The 15,414-nt window shown below is 67.6% G+C and carries 14 protein-coding genes; 8 read left to right on the plus strand and 6 right to left on the minus strand.

What is annotated here, in order from left to right; translation table 11 throughout:
* Together ASC45_RS14470 and ASC45_RS14475 are read right to left on the minus strand one after the other, a co-directional pair.
* A partial coding sequence (locus ASC45_RS14470) for a transposase (RefSeq protein WP_141655810.1) occupies window positions 1-381 on the minus strand: 381 nt, incomplete at its 3' end.
* 109 nt (window positions 382-490) lie between these two features.
* Window positions 491-2,308, minus strand: a complete 1,818-nt coding sequence (locus ASC45_RS14475; RefSeq protein ID WP_174514730.1) for a DEAD/DEAH box helicase — start codon at window positions 2,306-2,308, stop codon at window positions 491-493.
* 215 nt (window positions 2,309-2,523) lie between these two features.
* On the opposite strand from ASC45_RS14475, the gene ASC45_RS14480 reads away from it, so the two are divergent.
* A complete protein-coding gene (locus tag ASC45_RS14480) occupies window positions 2,524-3,120 on the plus strand; it encodes a glycine zipper 2TM domain-containing protein (RefSeq protein WP_055451744.1) in 597 nt (198 codons plus the stop codon).
* Window positions 3,121-3,167: 47 nt separating this feature from the next.
* Here ASC45_RS14480 and serB read toward each other — a convergent pair whose 3' ends face one another.
* Both serB and mfd read right to left on the minus strand, forming a co-directional pair.
* Entirely contained in the window at window positions 3,168-4,049 is an 882-nt protein-coding gene (serB, locus tag ASC45_RS14485; RefSeq protein ID WP_055451745.1) for a phosphoserine phosphatase SerB, read from the minus strand.
* A gap of 50 nt (window positions 4,050-4,099) precedes the next feature.
* Window positions 4,100-7,582 carry a transcription-repair coupling factor gene (mfd, locus tag ASC45_RS14490; RefSeq protein ID WP_055451746.1) on the minus strand — a complete coding sequence of 1,161 codons (3,483 nt, stop codon included), beginning with the start codon at window positions 7,580-7,582 and terminating at the stop codon, window positions 4,100-4,102.
* A 43-nt stretch (window positions 7,583-7,625) separates the two neighbouring features.
* Between mfd and ispD the strand changes: the two genes are divergently transcribed.
* From ispD to ASC45_RS14525, 7 genes are all read left to right on the plus strand, one after another.
* Window positions 7,626-8,363, plus strand: coding sequence for a 2-C-methyl-D-erythritol 4-phosphate cytidylyltransferase (gene ispD / locus ASC45_RS14495; RefSeq protein ID WP_055451778.1), 738 nt, complete (start codon window positions 7,626-7,628; stop codon window positions 8,361-8,363).
* Entirely contained in the window at window positions 8,360-8,860 is a 501-nt protein-coding gene (gene ispF / locus ASC45_RS14500; protein ID WP_055451747.1) for a 2-C-methyl-D-erythritol 2,4-cyclodiphosphate synthase, read from the plus strand. Before ispD ends, ispF begins: the two co-directional genes overlap by 4 nt.
* Window positions 8,857-9,321: a DUF192 domain-containing protein gene (locus ASC45_RS14505; RefSeq protein WP_082454467.1), complete on the plus strand. Its 465-nt coding sequence runs from the start codon at window positions 8,857-8,859 to the stop codon at window positions 9,319-9,321. The genes ispF and ASC45_RS14505 overlap by 4 nt, the downstream gene beginning before the upstream one ends.
* 122 nt (window positions 9,322-9,443) lie before the next feature.
* Window positions 9,444-9,779 (plus strand): hypothetical protein, encoded by a 336-nt coding sequence (locus ASC45_RS14510; protein ID WP_072243088.1) that lies wholly within the window; start codon window positions 9,444-9,446, stop codon window positions 9,777-9,779.
* On the plus strand, window positions 9,776-10,006 hold the full coding sequence (locus tag ASC45_RS14515) for a hypothetical protein (protein ID WP_141655811.1): 231 nt from the start codon (window positions 9,776-9,778) through the stop codon (window positions 10,004-10,006). Before ASC45_RS14510 ends, ASC45_RS14515 begins: the two co-directional genes overlap by 4 nt.
* Window positions 10,007-10,027: 21 nt before the next feature.
* Complete coding sequence (locus ASC45_RS14520) at window positions 10,028-11,701, plus strand: DUF1800 domain-containing protein (protein ID WP_055451751.1); 1,674 nt, start codon at window positions 10,028-10,030, stop codon at window positions 11,699-11,701.
* A gap of 11 nt (window positions 11,702-11,712) precedes the next feature.
* Window positions 11,713-12,927 (plus strand): DUF1501 domain-containing protein, encoded by a 1,215-nt coding sequence (locus ASC45_RS14525; protein ID WP_055451779.1) that lies wholly within the window; start codon window positions 11,713-11,715, stop codon window positions 12,925-12,927.
* Between the two features lie 54 nt (window positions 12,928-12,981).
* On the opposite strand, the gene ASC45_RS14530 is transcribed toward ASC45_RS14525, so the two are convergent.
* Both ASC45_RS14530 and xseA read right to left on the minus strand, forming a co-directional pair.
* Window positions 12,982-13,563, minus strand: a complete 582-nt coding sequence (locus ASC45_RS14530; RefSeq protein WP_055451752.1) for a superoxide dismutase — start codon at window positions 13,561-13,563, stop codon at window positions 12,982-12,984.
* A 73-nt stretch (window positions 13,564-13,636) separates the two neighbouring features.
* On the minus strand, window positions 13,637-15,010 hold the full coding sequence (gene xseA / locus ASC45_RS14535) for an exodeoxyribonuclease VII large subunit (protein WP_055451753.1): 1,374 nt from the start codon (window positions 15,008-15,010) through the stop codon (window positions 13,637-13,639).
* Window positions 15,011-15,414: the final 404 nt, after the last annotated feature.

Here is a 15,414-nt window from a genome sequence, read left to right on the forward strand (position 1 = left end):
CGCCTCGAAGATGCGCTCGGTTGCGCCGGCCTTGATCAGCCGCTCCTTGAAGGTCCAGATCGTCGTGCGGTCCGGTGCCTGCGAACTCTGCCGCAAGCCCACGAAGCGCTGGAAGCTCAGCCGATCCAGAAGCTGGAACTCCATCTGCTCGTCGCTGAGGTTGTAGAGCTGCTGCACGACCAGCACCCGCACCATCAGCTCGGTCGGCAACGGCGGGCGGCCACCGCGTTCACGCCCCGGCCTCGGCGCTGCCTCGTCGATCTCCGCGGCCAGCGCCGCGAAGTCCACATGCTCGGCCAGCTTGCTCAACGCGTCGCCGATCTTGTCCAACTTCGTCTCGCGCTCCTGCTCCGCGAACAGACTGACCTTGATCACTCCCATCCCCTTGTCACATCAACTCGACCACATCATGTACGCACCGCCGCGAGACCGCCAGGTTTTTCGAGGCGCCCAAGGGTAGTAAGGAATCGGGGGTGGGTTTCGCCTTTTCCTAAAGGCGCGCAGCGAACCGCCCGCCCCCACTCGCCCCAATCACCAACCGCTGCGTCGCCCGCGTGGCCCCCACGTAGAACAGCCGCGCTTCCTCGCGCTCGTCTTCGCCCTCGGCGGGCATGCGCCCGGCGCCCACCAGCGCCACCACCGGGAACTCCAGCCCTTTGCTGACGTGCAGCGTCATCACCTTGATGCTGTCGTGCGCGGGGTCGAACACGCTGGACGAGTTGCGGCGCACTTGGTGCGGCAGCTTGCGTTTGCGCAGGAATTCCGCGCACAGGTCCATTTCGCTGTGGTGGCGGCAGAGGATGGCCATGTCGGCCCAGGCGTGGCCTTCGCGGTGGGCGGTGGCCAGCAGCTCGGCCACCTGGGCCACCTCTTCGCGCAGGGTGGGCAGGCGCACGATGAGCGGCGCCTCGCCGTCGCGCCCGCAGCTCACGGGCTTGAGCAGGGGCACGCCGTCGTCGTCTTTGTCTTCCGGGCGCAATAGATCAGCAGCGACGAGACTGGCCGTCTCTAGTATTTGCCTTGTGTTGCGATAATTGATCTGCAAGATGCGGGTGCGCCCTTGCGCCTGGATGCCCACACTCTTGAATCTGAAGTTCTTCTTCTGCGTGCGTTCGTAGATGCTCTGCGCATCGTCGTACAGCACGAGCAGGCTGTTGGTGGCGGGGTCCACCATCTGCACCACCAGGCGCAGCCATTCGGGCGCGAAGTCGTGGCCTTCGTCGATGAGCACGGCCTGGTATTGCCCGCTGGGGATCTGGCGGCGGTCCACGCCGGTGATGACGCGCTGGACCATGTCTTCAAAGAAGGCGTCCCAAGAGGGGTTCTGCGGGGGCAGGTCTTGCCCGTAGGCCACCAGTTGCTGACGGCACCATTTGTGGAAGTGCACGGCGTGCACGCGGTCGGCAATGCCTTTGGCGGTCATCACGCGGGCAATCTGCCGGGCCAGCGGCTCGTTGTAGCAGAGGATGAGGATGGGTTTGCTGGCGGCGGTCTGTGCCTTGGCCAGATGTTCGGCGCGGTAGCCCAGCAGCATGGTCTTGCCCGAACCGGCCACGCCGTGAATGACTCGGTGCCCATCGCCCAGGCTGCGGGCCAGTTGCTCCTGCTGCAAGTCCATCACCCGCATGATGCTGGGCAGTTCGGCGGCTTCGTCGGCGTCGTCAAACAGCTCGCCGGTTGCCTGCACGCGCACCTCGGGGAACATGATCCAGCGCACCCGGTCCATCTGCGGCAGCGACATGACGCCGCTCATCATGAAGGGGAACATGTCCCACAGGCGGCTTTGCAGCGCCTCGGGCTCCACCGCCTCGAGCATCTCGTCCTGGCAGATGACGCGGTGGGGCTCGATGGCGTGGCCGAGTTCGGCCTTGTCGAACTGCGCGCGGGTGATGTTGGGCAGCACCACGCCGTAGCTCCACGGAAAGGCCAGTTTGCCCTGGTGTCGGCCGTTCGGATGCACCAGTTGCGGGTCGCGCTCCAGGGCGTTCACCACCTGGTGCGCGTACTGCCGGGCCTGCTCCAGCGGGTTGGGTAGGGTCTTGGGGCCAAGCTCACCGTGAATGTCCCAGGTCTGTTTGTTGGCCTGGATGAGGGTGGAGAGCCGAAAGTCCTTGACCTCCAGGATCAGGATGCCCCGGCGCGGGTGCATGACGACAAAGTCGGGGTGTTGATGTTTCGGGCCGACGGCCACGTCGTACCAGAGCAGGTAGTCGTCATCGAGTTTCTGTTCGAGCCGCTCGGCGGTGCGGCGCTCGCCGGAGGTCATGCGCGAAACGCAGGAGCCGAGCGCAGGGATCAGTGTGGCCATGTCGTAGGGTGTCAGCGTCTTGTCCGCGTGGTTGCCGGGGTCAATGATGCCCCAATTCCGGGGGGCGACGGAAGGGTCGTGTCTCGCAGTCCGATGTGTGATGGAGACGCTCACTTTTGATTACAGGTAACGCTCGAAGCCTTCGCAGCCCTGTCGGCAAAGTCGGGGTGGGGCGCGTTATCGGCTCAATGTCTATCGTTTTATGGAGAAGCGTCATGATTCGGCGTGCTGGTTTGCTAGGGGGTGTGGTGTTGATGGTGGCGCTGGGTGGTTGCGCCGTGGTGCCGCCGTCTTATTCCACGTCGTATGCGGTGCCGCAACAGCCGGGCTACCAGGCTGCGCCGGGTTATGCGCCAGGTTATGCGCCTTATGCGCAGCAGGGGTATGACACGGGCTATGCAGCGCAACCGGCCTACGCGCCACCGCCTGCTTATGTGCAACAGCCTGCCTACGCGCAGCAGCCCACCTACGCGGCGCAACCGGGCTACGCCCCGGCGCCGGTGGCGCAGTCGGCTCTGCCGGGGGCGGCGCTGGGCGCGGTGGCCGGGGGGCTGATCGGTTCGCGGTTTGGCTCGGGCAACGGCCGCACGGCCATGGCGGCCACGGGGGCAGCGTTGGGGGCGGTGGTGGGCGCGAATGCGGCCAACCCCTATGGCACGCAGATCACGCCCGGCACGGTGATCGGCGGTGTGGTCGGCGGGCTGGTGGGCTCGCGCTTCGGCCAGGGCAATGGCAAAACCGCGGCGGCGGCGCTGGGCGCCGCGGTGGGGGCGATGGCGGGGTCGCAATATCCGGCAGTCACCTTGCCGTAAAGGCGGGCGCAGGCGGCTCGGGCTCTTGGCAGCCCGGCCCGCACCTCTTACTCGAACCAGTGCAGCAGGCTGTCGAGGGCGCCGTGATCGATCGCGGTGGTGGCGGCTTCGCGTACCTTGGGCTTGGCGTGGTAGGCCACGCTGAAGCCGACGGCGTGCATCATCGGCAGGTCGTTGGCGCCGTCGCCGATCACCAGCACTTCGCCGGGGTCGCAGCCCAGATCGTCGCAGAACGCGAGCACGGCTTTTTTCTTGGCTTCGCCGTCGATGATGTCGCCTACAAGGCTGCCGTCGAGCGCGTCGCCTTTCACGCCCAGCACATTGGCGGCCACGCGGTCGAAGCCCAGGCGCTGTTTCAGCCGGTCGGTGAAGTGGGTGAAGCCGCCGGTGACGAGCTGGGTTTTCAGCCCGGCCGCCTTGGCTGCGGCCAGCAAGGTTTCGGCGCCGGGGTTCAGCCGCAGGGTGTCGGTGTAGAGCTTGTCGAGCGCGGCGAGCGGCACGCCGGCGAGCAGGGCCACGCGCTGGCGCAGGCTGGTGGCGTAGTCGGCGATTTCGCCGCGCATGGCGGCCGCGGTGATGGCGGCGATCTCGTCTTTCTTGCCCACGGTGGCGCCGATTTCGTCCACGGTCTCGATGTTGATCAGCGTGGAGTCCATGTCCATCGCCAGTAGCTTGAAGTCGCCCAGGTGCAGCCCGGCGGGCACGATGGCCCAGTCGATGTGGTGCTCGCGGCAATAGCTGTCGAGGGCGCGGCGCATGCCGGGGCCGGTGCCGCGGATGTCGCGCAGGCGGGCGGCGTTGTGGCCGCGGTTGGGGCCGTGGTCGTCGGCGAACTTCTCCAGGCTCATCGGCGCGGCGATGTGGCAGAGATGGTCGAGGTCGTGTTGCGAAAGCGGTGCGGTGTGGCGCTGAATGACGAGGTGGTGCATGGCGGTTCTGTGGGAGTGACGGGGAGTGGAGGGAACTTGACGTCGGCGCATCAGGCGGTTACAGGCTCGGCCCTGGGCGTGCCCAGTTGCTTGAGCGTGTCGCGGATGAGCTGGGCGCGCTGCGCGGCGTCTTTGGTCGGGCGTTCGATGCGCAGGCGGTCGTTGCCGGTGAGCTTGATGTGGCGGTTCTTCTGGATGAGGTCGATGATGCGGGTCGCATCCACCGGCGCATCCTTGCGGAAATGCAGGATGGCCACTTCTTCGGCCGCATCGATCTTGGTGATGCCGTAGCCCTGCGCGATCAGCCGCAGGCGGTGCGTGTCCACCAGCGCCTGCGCGGGCGGCGGCATGCGGCCGAAACGATCGACGATTTCCTCGGCCACGCTGTCGAGCTGTGCGGCAGTGGAGGCGCTGGCCAGACGCTTGTAGAGCGAGAGCCGGGCGTGCACATCACCGCAGTAGTCGTTGGGCAGCAGGGCGGGCACATGCAGGTTGATCTCGGTGGTCACGCCCAGCGGGTTGAGCAGGTCGGGCTCGCGGCCTGCGCGCAGCGCCTTCACCGCCTCGGCCAGCATGTCGTTGTAGAGCTGAAAGCCGATCTCCTGCATATTGCCCGACTGCTGTTCGCCCAGCACCTCGCCGGCGCCGCGAATCTCCAGGTCGTGCATGGCCAGATAAAAGCCCGAGCCCAGTTCTTCCATCTGCTGAATGGCTTCGAGCCGCTGCCCGGCCTGCTTGGTCAGGCTCTGCACATCGGGCACCAGCAGATAGGCGTAGGCCTGGTGGTGCGAGCGGCCGACGCGGCCGCGCAGCTGGTGCAGCTGCGCCAGACCGAACTTGTCGGCCCGCGCCATGATGATGGTGTTGGCGCTGGGCACGTCGATGCCGGTCTCGATGATGGTGGTGCACAGCAGAATGTTGAAGCGCTGGGCGTGGAAGTCGCGCATCACCCGCTCCAGATCGCGCTCGGGCATCTGGCCATGGGCGATGTCGATGCGCGCCTCGGGCACCAGTTCTTCGAGCTGGCGCTTGCGGTTCTCGATGGTCTCGACTTCGTTGTGCAGAAAGTAGACCTGGCCGCCGCGCTTGATCTCCCGCAGGATGGCCTCGCGCATCACCGCGCCGCTTTCGCTGCGAACGAAGGTCTTGATCGCCAGCCGCTTCTGCGGCGCGGTGGCGATGACCGACAGGTCGCGCAGCCCTTCGAGCGCCATGCCCAGGGTGCGCGGAATGGGCGTGGCCGTGAGGGTGAGCAGATCGACCGAGGCACGCAGCGCCTTGAGCGCCTCTTTGTGGCGCACACCGAAGCGGTGCTCCTCGTCCACGATGACCAGACCGAGCCGGTCGAACTTGACCGTGGGCGACAGCAGCTTGTGCGTGCCGATGACGATGTCCACCGTGCCGCGGGCCAGCCCGTCGAGCGCGGCGTTGATCTCCTTGGTCGAGCGAAATCGCGACATCTCGGCAATGCGCACCGGCCAGTCGGCGAAGCGGTTGCGGAAGGTCTCGCAGTGCTGCTCGGCCAGCAGGGTGGTGGGCGCGAGCACGGCCACCTGCTTGCCGCCCATCACAGCGACGAAGGCGGCGCGCAGCGCCACCTCGGTCTTGCCGAAGCCCACGTCACCGCAGACCAGACGGTCCATCGGCTTGGGGGCGATCATGTCCTGCACCACGGCGTGAATGGCCGCGGCCTGATCCGGCGTTTCCTCGAAGCCGAAACTCGCGGCGAAGGCTTCATAGTCTTGCGCCGAGTAGCGGAAGGCGTGGCCCTGGTGCGCAGCGCGGCGGGCGTAGATGTTGAGCAGCTCGGCGGCGGCGTCGCGCACCTGCTCGGCGGCCTTGCGGCGGGCCTTGTCCCACTGGCCCGAGCCGAGGGTGTGCAGCGGGGCGTCTTCAGGCGCCGCGCCGCTGTAGCGCTGGATGAGATGCAGTTGCGACACTGGCACATACAGCACCGCATCGTTGGCATAGACCAGATGCAGAAACTCCGCGGGGCCGTCGCCCAGATCAAGTTCGGCCAGACCCTGGTAGCGGCCGATGCCGTGATTGGCATGCACCACAGGGTCGCCGGGCTGCAGCTCGGCGAGGTCGTGAATCAGGGCATCGACATTGCTGGCCTGCTCCTGCTTGCGGCGCCTGCGCTGGGCCGGGTTAAGGGCGAACAGCTCGGTTTCAGTGAGCAGGGCCAGGCGGTCGGCTGGCAGCGAGAATCCGCGCGCCAGCGGCCCCACCGCCAGGGCGAAGCCGGTCGTGCCCTGGACGAAGTCGTCCCAACTCTCCGCGGGCTGGGCCGACAGGCCGGATTCCTGCAGCAGCTCGCGCAGGGTTTCGCGGCGCCCGGCGGATTCGGCCAGCAGCAGCGCGCGCCGGTGCTGCGAGCGGCCTTCCTCCAGCCATTGCGCCAGGCGCGCCAGCGGCCGCGTGGCACGGCGGTCGGCGCTGATGTCGGGAAGCTCGGCACTCGTGGGCTGGTCGACGTCAGGCGCCTGCGCCTTGGGGCGCAGCGCGAGCTGGGCAAAGGGCTTGATGCGGCTGAAAAACGCCTCTTCGTTCAGGAAAAGCTGATCGGGCGCGAGGGCAGGGCGCTCGGGATCGTGCCGCAGCAGGCGGTGGCGCTCCTGTGTGTCTGTCCAAAATTTCTGGATGGCCGAGGCGATGTCGCCATGCAGCACCACGCGCGCCTGCTCGCCCAGGTAATCGGGCAGGGCGGCGGTGTGTTCGAAGAACAGCGGCAGGTAGTACTCGATGCCGGGGCCGGCGACGCCGCTGGCCATGTCCTTGTAGAGCGGGCTGCGGCTGGGGTCGCCCTCGAACACCTCGCGCCAGCGGGCGCGAAAGCGCTTTTGCGCCGCTTCGTCGAGCGGAAATTCGCGGCCCGGCAGCAGCCGCACTTCCTTGACCGGGTAGAGGCTGCGCTGAGTGTCGGGGTCGAAGGCCTGGATGGCGTCGATGGTGTCGCCGAACAGGTCCACGCGGTAGGGCACCGGCGAGCCCATGGGGTGCAGGTCGATGAGGCCGCCGCGCACCGCGTATTCGCCTGGCGCCATCACCTGGCTGACGTGGTTGTAGCCGGCGAGCACGAGCTGGGCGCGCAGCGCGGCTTCGTTAAGCGCCTCGCCCTGGCGGAAATCGAAGGTGTAGGCGGCGAGAAACTCGGGCGGGGCCAGTCGCTGGATGGCGGTGTTGGCCGGGGCGATGACCACGTCGATCTGCCGGTTGTGGATGGCCCACAGCGTGGCCAGCCGTTCGGAGATCAGGTCCTGGTGCGGCGAAAAGCTGTCGTAAGGCAGGGTTTCCCAGTCGGGCAGCAGGCCAACGCGCAACTGCGGGGCGAACCACGGTATCTCGCCGAGCAGACGCTGGGCGTCGCCCGCGCTTTCGGTGACGATGAGCCAGGGCGCCGCGACATCGGGCGATGCGCACAACTCGGCCAGTAGCAGCGCATCGGCGCTGCCTGCGGGAAGCGGCCAACTCACGCGCTGGCCAGGCTTGAGCGCGGGCACTTGCGCCCGCAGGGCATGGACAATAGACATCTTGCAAATTTTCGCCCAAAGTCATGGGCGCTCGTGTGTCGTGATGCAAATGTCGTCGTATCCGCCCCCCCGCTCTGCGCGCTGTCATGCTCTGATTCCCAGCGCGGGCAACGGCTCGCGCCTGCCCGGCGACGCGCCCAAGCAGTACCGCCGACTTCTGGGCGAGGCGGTGGTACAGCACACGGTTCGAGCGTTTCTGCAGACCTCGCACATCGCCTCGGTGGCGGTGGTGGTGCAGGCTGACGACACGGTGGCGGCGTCCTGTCTGGCGGCCGATGCGCGCCTGTCCATCCTGCCGCTGGGTGGCGCCTCCCGCGCTCACAGCGTGCTGGGCGGGCTGGACGGGCTGCTGCAGGCAGGGGCGGTGGCCGACGACTGGGTGCTGGTGCACGACGCCGCGCGCTGCTGTATCACCCCGGAACTGATTGACCGCCTGATCGACGCCTGCGTGAACGATGCCACCGGCGGCCTGCTGGCCCTGCCGCTGCCCGACACCCTCAAGGCGGCCGACGCCGCGGGGCGGGTGGCGCGCACCGAGCCGCGCGAGGGCCGCTGGTTGGCGCAGACACCGCAGATGTTTCGCCTCGGCGCGCTGCGCGATGCGCTGCAGGCGGCGCTGTCGGGTGACGCCGCGATCACCGACGAAGCCAGCGCGATCGAGCATGCTGGCGCGCATCCGCTGCTGGTCACCGGTGCGTCGTGGAATTTCAAGATCACCTATCCCCAAGACCTCGAACTCGCGCAGGCCCTGCTCGCCGCGCGCGCTGGAGCCAAAGCATGACGCAAATCCGCATCGGCGAGGGCTATGACGTCCACGCACTCGTGCCCGGCCGCAAGCTCATCATCGGCGGCGTGACCATTCCTTATCACCTCGGCCTACTCGGTCATTCCGATGCCGACGTGCTGCTGCACGCCATCACCGACGCCCTGCTGGGCGCGGCCGGCCTGGGCGACATCGGCCAGCACTTCCCCGACACAGACGCCCGCTTCAAGGGCGCGGACTCGGGCGAACTGCTGCATCACGCGCTGCAGAGCGTGACGCAGCAGGGCTGGGCAGTGGTCAACGTCGATTGCACCGTGATCGCGCAGGCGCCCAAGCTGGCGCCGCACCGCGACGCCATCCGCCAGCGCATCGCCGCGCTGCTGGCGGTGCAGGTGGAGCAGGTCAACGTCAAGGGCAAGACCACCGAGCGGCTTGGCTTCGTTGGCCGCGGCGAGGGTATCGCCGCCAGCGCGGTCTGCCTGTTGCAGCGCGATGCAGCCGGGAGCAAACCATGACGTCAGCACGCATGCTTCAGGGGTGGGTTCTGCTGCTGGCCCTGTGCGGCGCAACGCCCACCTGGGCCGCCCAGACCGAGGTGAACACCGGCCTGCCGCAAGTGCGGCTGCAGATCGGCCGCCACGCCATCACCGCCGAGGTGGCCGCGACCGACGAGCAGCAGCAGATCGGCCTGATGAACCGCCGCAGCCTGGCGCCGGATCACGGCATGATCTTCGTCTTCGCCCGCACCCAGCCGGTCTGCATGTGGATGAAAAACACCCTCATGCCGCTGTCGGTGGCCTTCATCACCGCGCAGGGCCGCATCGTCAACATCGCCGACATGCAGCCGCAGACCGAAGACGTGCATTGCGCGCAGACCGAGGTGCGCTACGCGCTGGAAGCGCCTCTGCACTGGTTCGCGCAACGCGGCATCGGGCCGGGCATGAACGTGCGAGGTCTGCCGCCGGGGAGTCGTTGACTGTCGGGGGCGACACAACTGGTGACATCTGCGTGCGGAGTGCATGTCGCTGAAGGGGTGTGACTTTCGTTGATTCGACATGGCTGCCATGGTCGTGTTTTCAAACTCAATGAAAGTCCATCATGCACACACTCCTTCGTTCCTCGATGTTCGCGCTGGCTGCGGCCAGCGCTCTGCTCACCGCACCGCTGGCCATGGCCGAAACGCCATGGCAGGCGGCTCATCCGGCGCGCGCTCAGGTTCTTGAGCGCGCCGCACAACTCGATCGGCGCATTGCCCACGCCCGCTGGATGGGCGCGATCAGCCCATGGCGAGCCGCCGCCCTGCAACGCCAGGTGGCGCAGGTGCGGTGGCGGCAAGACCTCATGGCGCGCCGCCAGGGCGGCGATCTGGTGCGCGGTCAGTGGTGGGCGCTGAACCGTCAGGAAGACGCCATCAGCCGGGAGATCGCGCAATGACGGCTCCCACGAAGCGAGCGGCCCGTCAGCCCCGGTTGGCCCGCCTGCCCCTGGCCGCGCTGGGTCTCTCGGCAAGTCTGCTGCTCGGCGGCTGCTATGTGGCGCCGATCGCCCCGGCGCGCGCGTCGGGCGCGGTGGTGGTGCGGCCGGAGGGCGGGGGTTGCTGGCATCACGGCTGGCGCGGGCCTTATGGCGCATGGCACCCGGGGCACTGGGGCGTGTGCTGAGAGGCTGTGAACCCATCCACCATGACTTCACTTCGCAATCCCTCGCGCCGCCATTGGCTGGGGCGGCTCGCCGCCCTGGGCGTAGGCCATGCCATGCTGGACGTCCCCGCCATGGCCCAGATGACTGCGTCGCCGGGCCCGGTCTTGCCGCCCCCCATGGGCGGGCTGGACGCCGCGGCTGCGGCCGATCCGGTAGCGTTCCTCGACCGCGTGGGCTGGGGCGCCAGCGCCGGGCAGTTGCAGGCCTTGGCGCGGTTTGGAGCTACCGCCTACCTGCAGAAGCAACTGCAACCCGATCCCGATCCAGCGCTGCCGCCTGACTGGTCGGCGCAGCTTGCGGCACTGCCGGTGAATCAGCCGCTCGAAGTGCTGATCCCGCCCATCGTGCGGCAGGAGCGGGCCATACGCCAGGCCCGCAAGGACGACCCGCAGGTCGGCGCGGCCGACGTCGAGGCGCGTCTGAAGGCGATCAACCGCTTCAAATTCGACCTCGCCCAGCAGGCCGCGGCGCAGCAGGTGGTGCTGGGTCTGTACGCGCGCAACGGGCTGCAGCAGCGCCTGAGCTGGTTCTGGCTGAATCACTTCAACGTGTTTCGCGGCGGCAATATCGGCCCGATGATGGGCGATTACACCCAGCGCGTCATCGCACCGCATGCGCTGGGGCGGTTCCGCGATCTGCTGCGCGCCACCATGTTTTCGCCGCAGATGCTGCTCTACCTGAACAACGCGCAGAACGCCCGCGGTCATGTGAACGAAAACTATGCGCGCGAAGTGATGGAGCTGCACACCCTGGGTGTGGGAGGCGGCTACACCCAGACCGATGTGACCAACCTCGCGCGCGTGCTCACCGGGCTGGGGGTGGATCTGCTGGACAAGCCGGTGCGGGTGCGCCCGGCGCTGCGCGCCGATCTGTGGCAGCAGGGGCTGGTGGTGTTCAACCCCGCGCGGCACGATCCCGATCCCAAGATCGTGCTCGGCCAAACCTTTCAGGGCCGCGGTCTGGATGACATCGACGCCGTCATCACCCTGCTGGCCGATCACCCCGCTACGGCGCGGCACGTCAGCACGGAACTTGTCCAGTATTTCGTCGCCGATGTGCCGCCGCGGGAGCTGGTCGAACTCATGGTGCAGCGCTGGCGAGCCACGGGCGGCCAGATCGCCGAAGTGCTGCGAGCGATGTTCACCAACCCCGTGTTCATCGCCAGCCTGCGTCAGCCTCAGTTCAAGGACCCGATGCGCTATGTGCTGTCGGCCTTGCGCGCCACGCTGGGGGACGAGCCGATCAGCAATCCGCAGCCGGTGCTGGGCATGCTGGCCCGCCTGGGCGAGCCGCTGTTCGGTCGCCAGACGCCCGACGGCTATCCGCTGGGATCGAGCGCCTGGGACGGCTCGGGCCAGCTCACCACGCGCTTCGAAGTGGCGCGGCAGATCGGGGCCGGTGCACCAGCGCTGTTCGCGCCCATGCCCGACTTCATGCGCCAGAGCGCCCCCTCCGCCACGGGTGCGGCAGGCGAAACCATGAGCGCCACCGCCCGTCCGCCACACCGCCCACCGCCCGATCTGGCACGCAGCGCGGTCTATCTGGCGCAACAAAATCAGCTCGGCACCGCCACCCTGCGTGCGCTGGCGCAGGCCGACAACCGCCTCAGCTGGAACACGCTGTGGCTTTCGTCGCCCGAATTCATGAACGCCTGAAGGACCTCGCCATGCAACGCCGCCAATTTCTGCAAACCGCCACCGCCGCCGCGCTGGCCGCGCCCATGACCCGCCTTTGGGCGGCGCCCACCGCGCAGGGGCAGCCCAAATTCATCCTGGTCTTTCTGCGCGGGGCCTATGACGCCACGAATCTGCTGGTGCCTTACGCCAACGACTTCTATTACACCTCGCGCCCGCATATCGCCGTGCCCAGGCAAGGTGATGGCGCCGATACGGCCATCGCGCTGAATGCCGACTGGGCGCTGCATCCGGCGCTGAGCGATTCGCTGTTGCCACTGTGGCAGGCCCGGCAATTGGCCTTCGTGCCCTTCGCCGGCACGCGCGACATGACCCGCAGCCACTTCGAGACCCAGGATCACATCGAGCTCGGCCAGGGCGTGCAGACCCGCGACTTCGACGACGGCTTTCTCAACCGCCTGGTGCGGCAGATCGGCGGCCGCGCGCAGCCCATGGCTTTCACCGCGCAGTTGCCCCTCTCGCTGCGGGGCACGCAGCGCGTGCCCAACCTCGCCATTGCCCTGGCCGGGCATACGGGTATCGATGATCGACAGCGCTCGCTGATCGAGAGCATGTGGCAGGGCTCGGCGCAGGGCGCTGCGGTGCGCGAAGGCTTTGCCGTGCACCAGACGGTGGCACAGGACATGCAAGCCTCGGGCTGGCAGGCCGAAATGGTCGCCGCCAGCCGCGGCGCGGTGGCGCCCAAGGGCTTCGTCGCCGAGGCAGTGCGCGTGGGCGGGCTCATGCGCGACAGTTTCAACGTCGGCTTCATCGACGTGGGCGGCTGGGATACCCATGTCAACGAAGCCACCGACAACGGCGCCCGCGGCCAGCTCGCCGACAAACTGGCCGCACTCGGCCAGGGGCTGGCCGGGATGGCGCAGGCCATGGGGCCGGCCTGGGGCAATACCACCGTGGTCGTGCTCAGCGAATTCGGCCGCACTTTTCGCGAAAACGGCAATCGTGGCACCGATCACGGCCACGGCACGGTGTATTGGGTGCTGGGCGGCGCGGTGCGCGGCGGGCGCATCGCGGGCGAGCAGATCGTGCAGTCGCCCTCTACCCTGAACCAGAACCGCGACGACCCGGTGCTGACCGACTACCGCGACCTGCTTGGCGGCCTGTTCCGGCGGCTGTGGGGCTTGCAGCCCGCGCAGATCGAGGCGGTCTTTCCCGGAAGCAGGCCGGTCGATCTGCAACTGGTGTGAACCTCGCATAAAAAAAGCCCGCGGTCTGCGGGCTATTCCGTCGAGGTGGGTCGATCAGCCGAAGTTCTTTTCGGCAAAGTCCCAGTTGACCAGCTTGTCGAGGAAGGTGGTGACAAAGTCGGGGCGGCGATTGCGGAAGTCGATGTAGTAGGCGTGCTCCCAGACGTCCACGGTCAGCAGCGCCTTGTCGGCGGTGGTCAGGGGCGTCTGGCCGTTGGAGGTGTTGACGATGTCCACGCTGCCATCGGGCTTCTTCACCAGCCAGGTCCAGCCCGAACCGAAGTTGCCCACGGCCGACTTGTGGAAGGCTTCCTTGAAGGCGGCAAAGCTGCCCCATTTGGCGTTGATGGCCGCAGCCAGCGCGCCCTTGGGCTCGCCACCGCCACCCGGCTTGAGGCAGTTCCAGAAAAAGGTGTGGTTCCACACCTGGGCGCTGTTGTTGAACAGGCCCCCGCTGGCCTTCTTGATGATGTCTTCAAGCGGCATGTTCTCGAATTCGGTGCCCTTGATGAGGTTGTTGGTGTTGTTCACATAGGCCTGATGGTGCTTGCCGTGGTGGTACTCCAGGGTCTCGCGCGACATGTGCGGGGCCAGCGCATCGGGGGCAAAGGGCAGGGGGGGCAGTTCGTGTTGCATGGGCTTCTCCTTGGTGAGTGGCTTAACAGAATGCTCGACTTTGTCCATTCTAGGAACAGCGGTGCCGCCCTGCTCAAGTCGGCGGGATGTCCGTACCGAGGGGATGGGGCTGGGCCTCGATCCGGGCAATGTCGAGGCGCAGCGCGCGTTGCGCATCGGCCAGCAGCAGCGGCGCGTGCGGGTCGAGCTGCGCAAGGTCGCGCAGCACATAGCCTTGAGCGTCCATGCCCAGCAGATAGCCGCGTGCCAGGGTGGCGCGGGGGCTGAGCAACTGAAGGTGTTGCGCGGCCCGGTCGAGCCGTCTGGCGGCATCCGCGAGCTGGCGTGACAGGGCGTCGGGCAGGGCCTGCTGCCAGTGATCCATGCGTTCGCGCTCTCGCGGCAGCCGCTGGCGCAAGGCGCGGTTCAGTCCCTGTTGAAGGAGATGCAGGCGCTGAGCGTGCAGACGGGGCAGATCGCGCAAGCCCTGCTGCAGACGCCACTGAAGCTGGGCGAGGCGGTGCTGCGGCGCGGCCAGTAGCGCGGCAGGCTGCGGCCAGCGCAGCGCAAGGCGGTCGCAACGCTGTTGCTCGCGCTGCAACTGGCGCCGCATGGCGCTGCCCAGGCGATGCGCGGCATGGTTCAGGGCGTCGGCCAGAGTCGCCTGCGCGGGCACGGCGAGTTCGGCTGCGGCGGTGGGGGTCGGCGCCCTGAGGTCTGCGGCGAAATCGGCCAGGGTGAAGTCGGTCTCGTGGCCCACGCCGCTGACCACGGGCAAGGCACAGGCAGCGATGGCGCGGACCAGGGATTCGTCGTTGAAGGCCCAGAGATCGTCCAGGCTGCCTCCGCCGCGCACCAGCAGAATCACATCGACCTCACGGCGCGCCTGCGCGCGCTGCAGTGCGGCCCTCAACTCGGCGGGGGCGGCCGTGCCCTGCACGCTTGCCGGATAAACCACCACGCGCACCTGCGGGCTGCGCCGCTTCAGCGTGGTGAGCACGTCTCGCAGGGCCGCGGCCTGCAGCGAGGTGATCACGCCGACGGCGCGCGGCATGGCGGGCAGGGGCCGCTTGCGCACGGCGTCGAACAGGCCTTCGCCCTGGAGTTTGGCCTTGAGGCGCAGAAAGGCTTCGAGCAGCGCGCCCTCGCCATCGGGTTGCACGCTTTCGACGATGAGCTGGAGGTCGCCTCGGGGCTCGTAGATCGACACCGTGGCGCGCAGCCGCACGCTCAGTCCGTTGCGCAGGGCGATGGCGGCGTTGCCCGCGCGTTGGCGGAACCAGACGCAACGCAGTTGCGCCGCTCCGTCCTTGAGGTTGAAGTACTGGTGGCCGCTCGCGGCGCGCACCAGACCCGACACCTCACCTCGCACCGTGAGGCTGTTGAAGCGGGCGTTGAGCGCGTCGGAGAAGGCCTGGGCGAGCGCCGAGACCGTCCACACCAGCGGGCCGTCTGAGGTGCGATTCAAGGCTGTTTTCCTGCGACGGCGAGGCGCTGGCGCAAGGGGATGTGCACATTTTGCGTGCGGATGCATTCAGCACGGCGACGTGTCGAAAAATGCCGAGGAAACATGGTAAGTTATTGAAAAACAATAAAAATTTGTTGATTAAAAAAGCGTCACATTAAGCCGGGGGCTTGATTTTGCGCGACTTGGCCGCGCCGTTCAGCGGTTTCCCACAGAGTTGTCCACAGAAAGATGGGATAACTTCCGTGGGCCGAGAGGCCGGGCACCGCGGGCGGACTCCAGACCGATTGTCCGCGACTTTGGCCACCCGGCATAATGCTGCGCTGGCAGGCCGGACGCGCGGGTACGGGAGCAGCCCCGATGCGCGCCCGCCGAGGAGTTCTGCAACACAAAACGCAAAGGAAGCA

Origin of the sequence: Thiomonas bhubaneswarensis (assembly GCF_001418255.1) — a bacterium.
GTDB lineage: Bacteria > Pseudomonadota > Gammaproteobacteria > Burkholderiales > Burkholderiaceae_C > Thiomonas > Thiomonas bhubaneswarensis.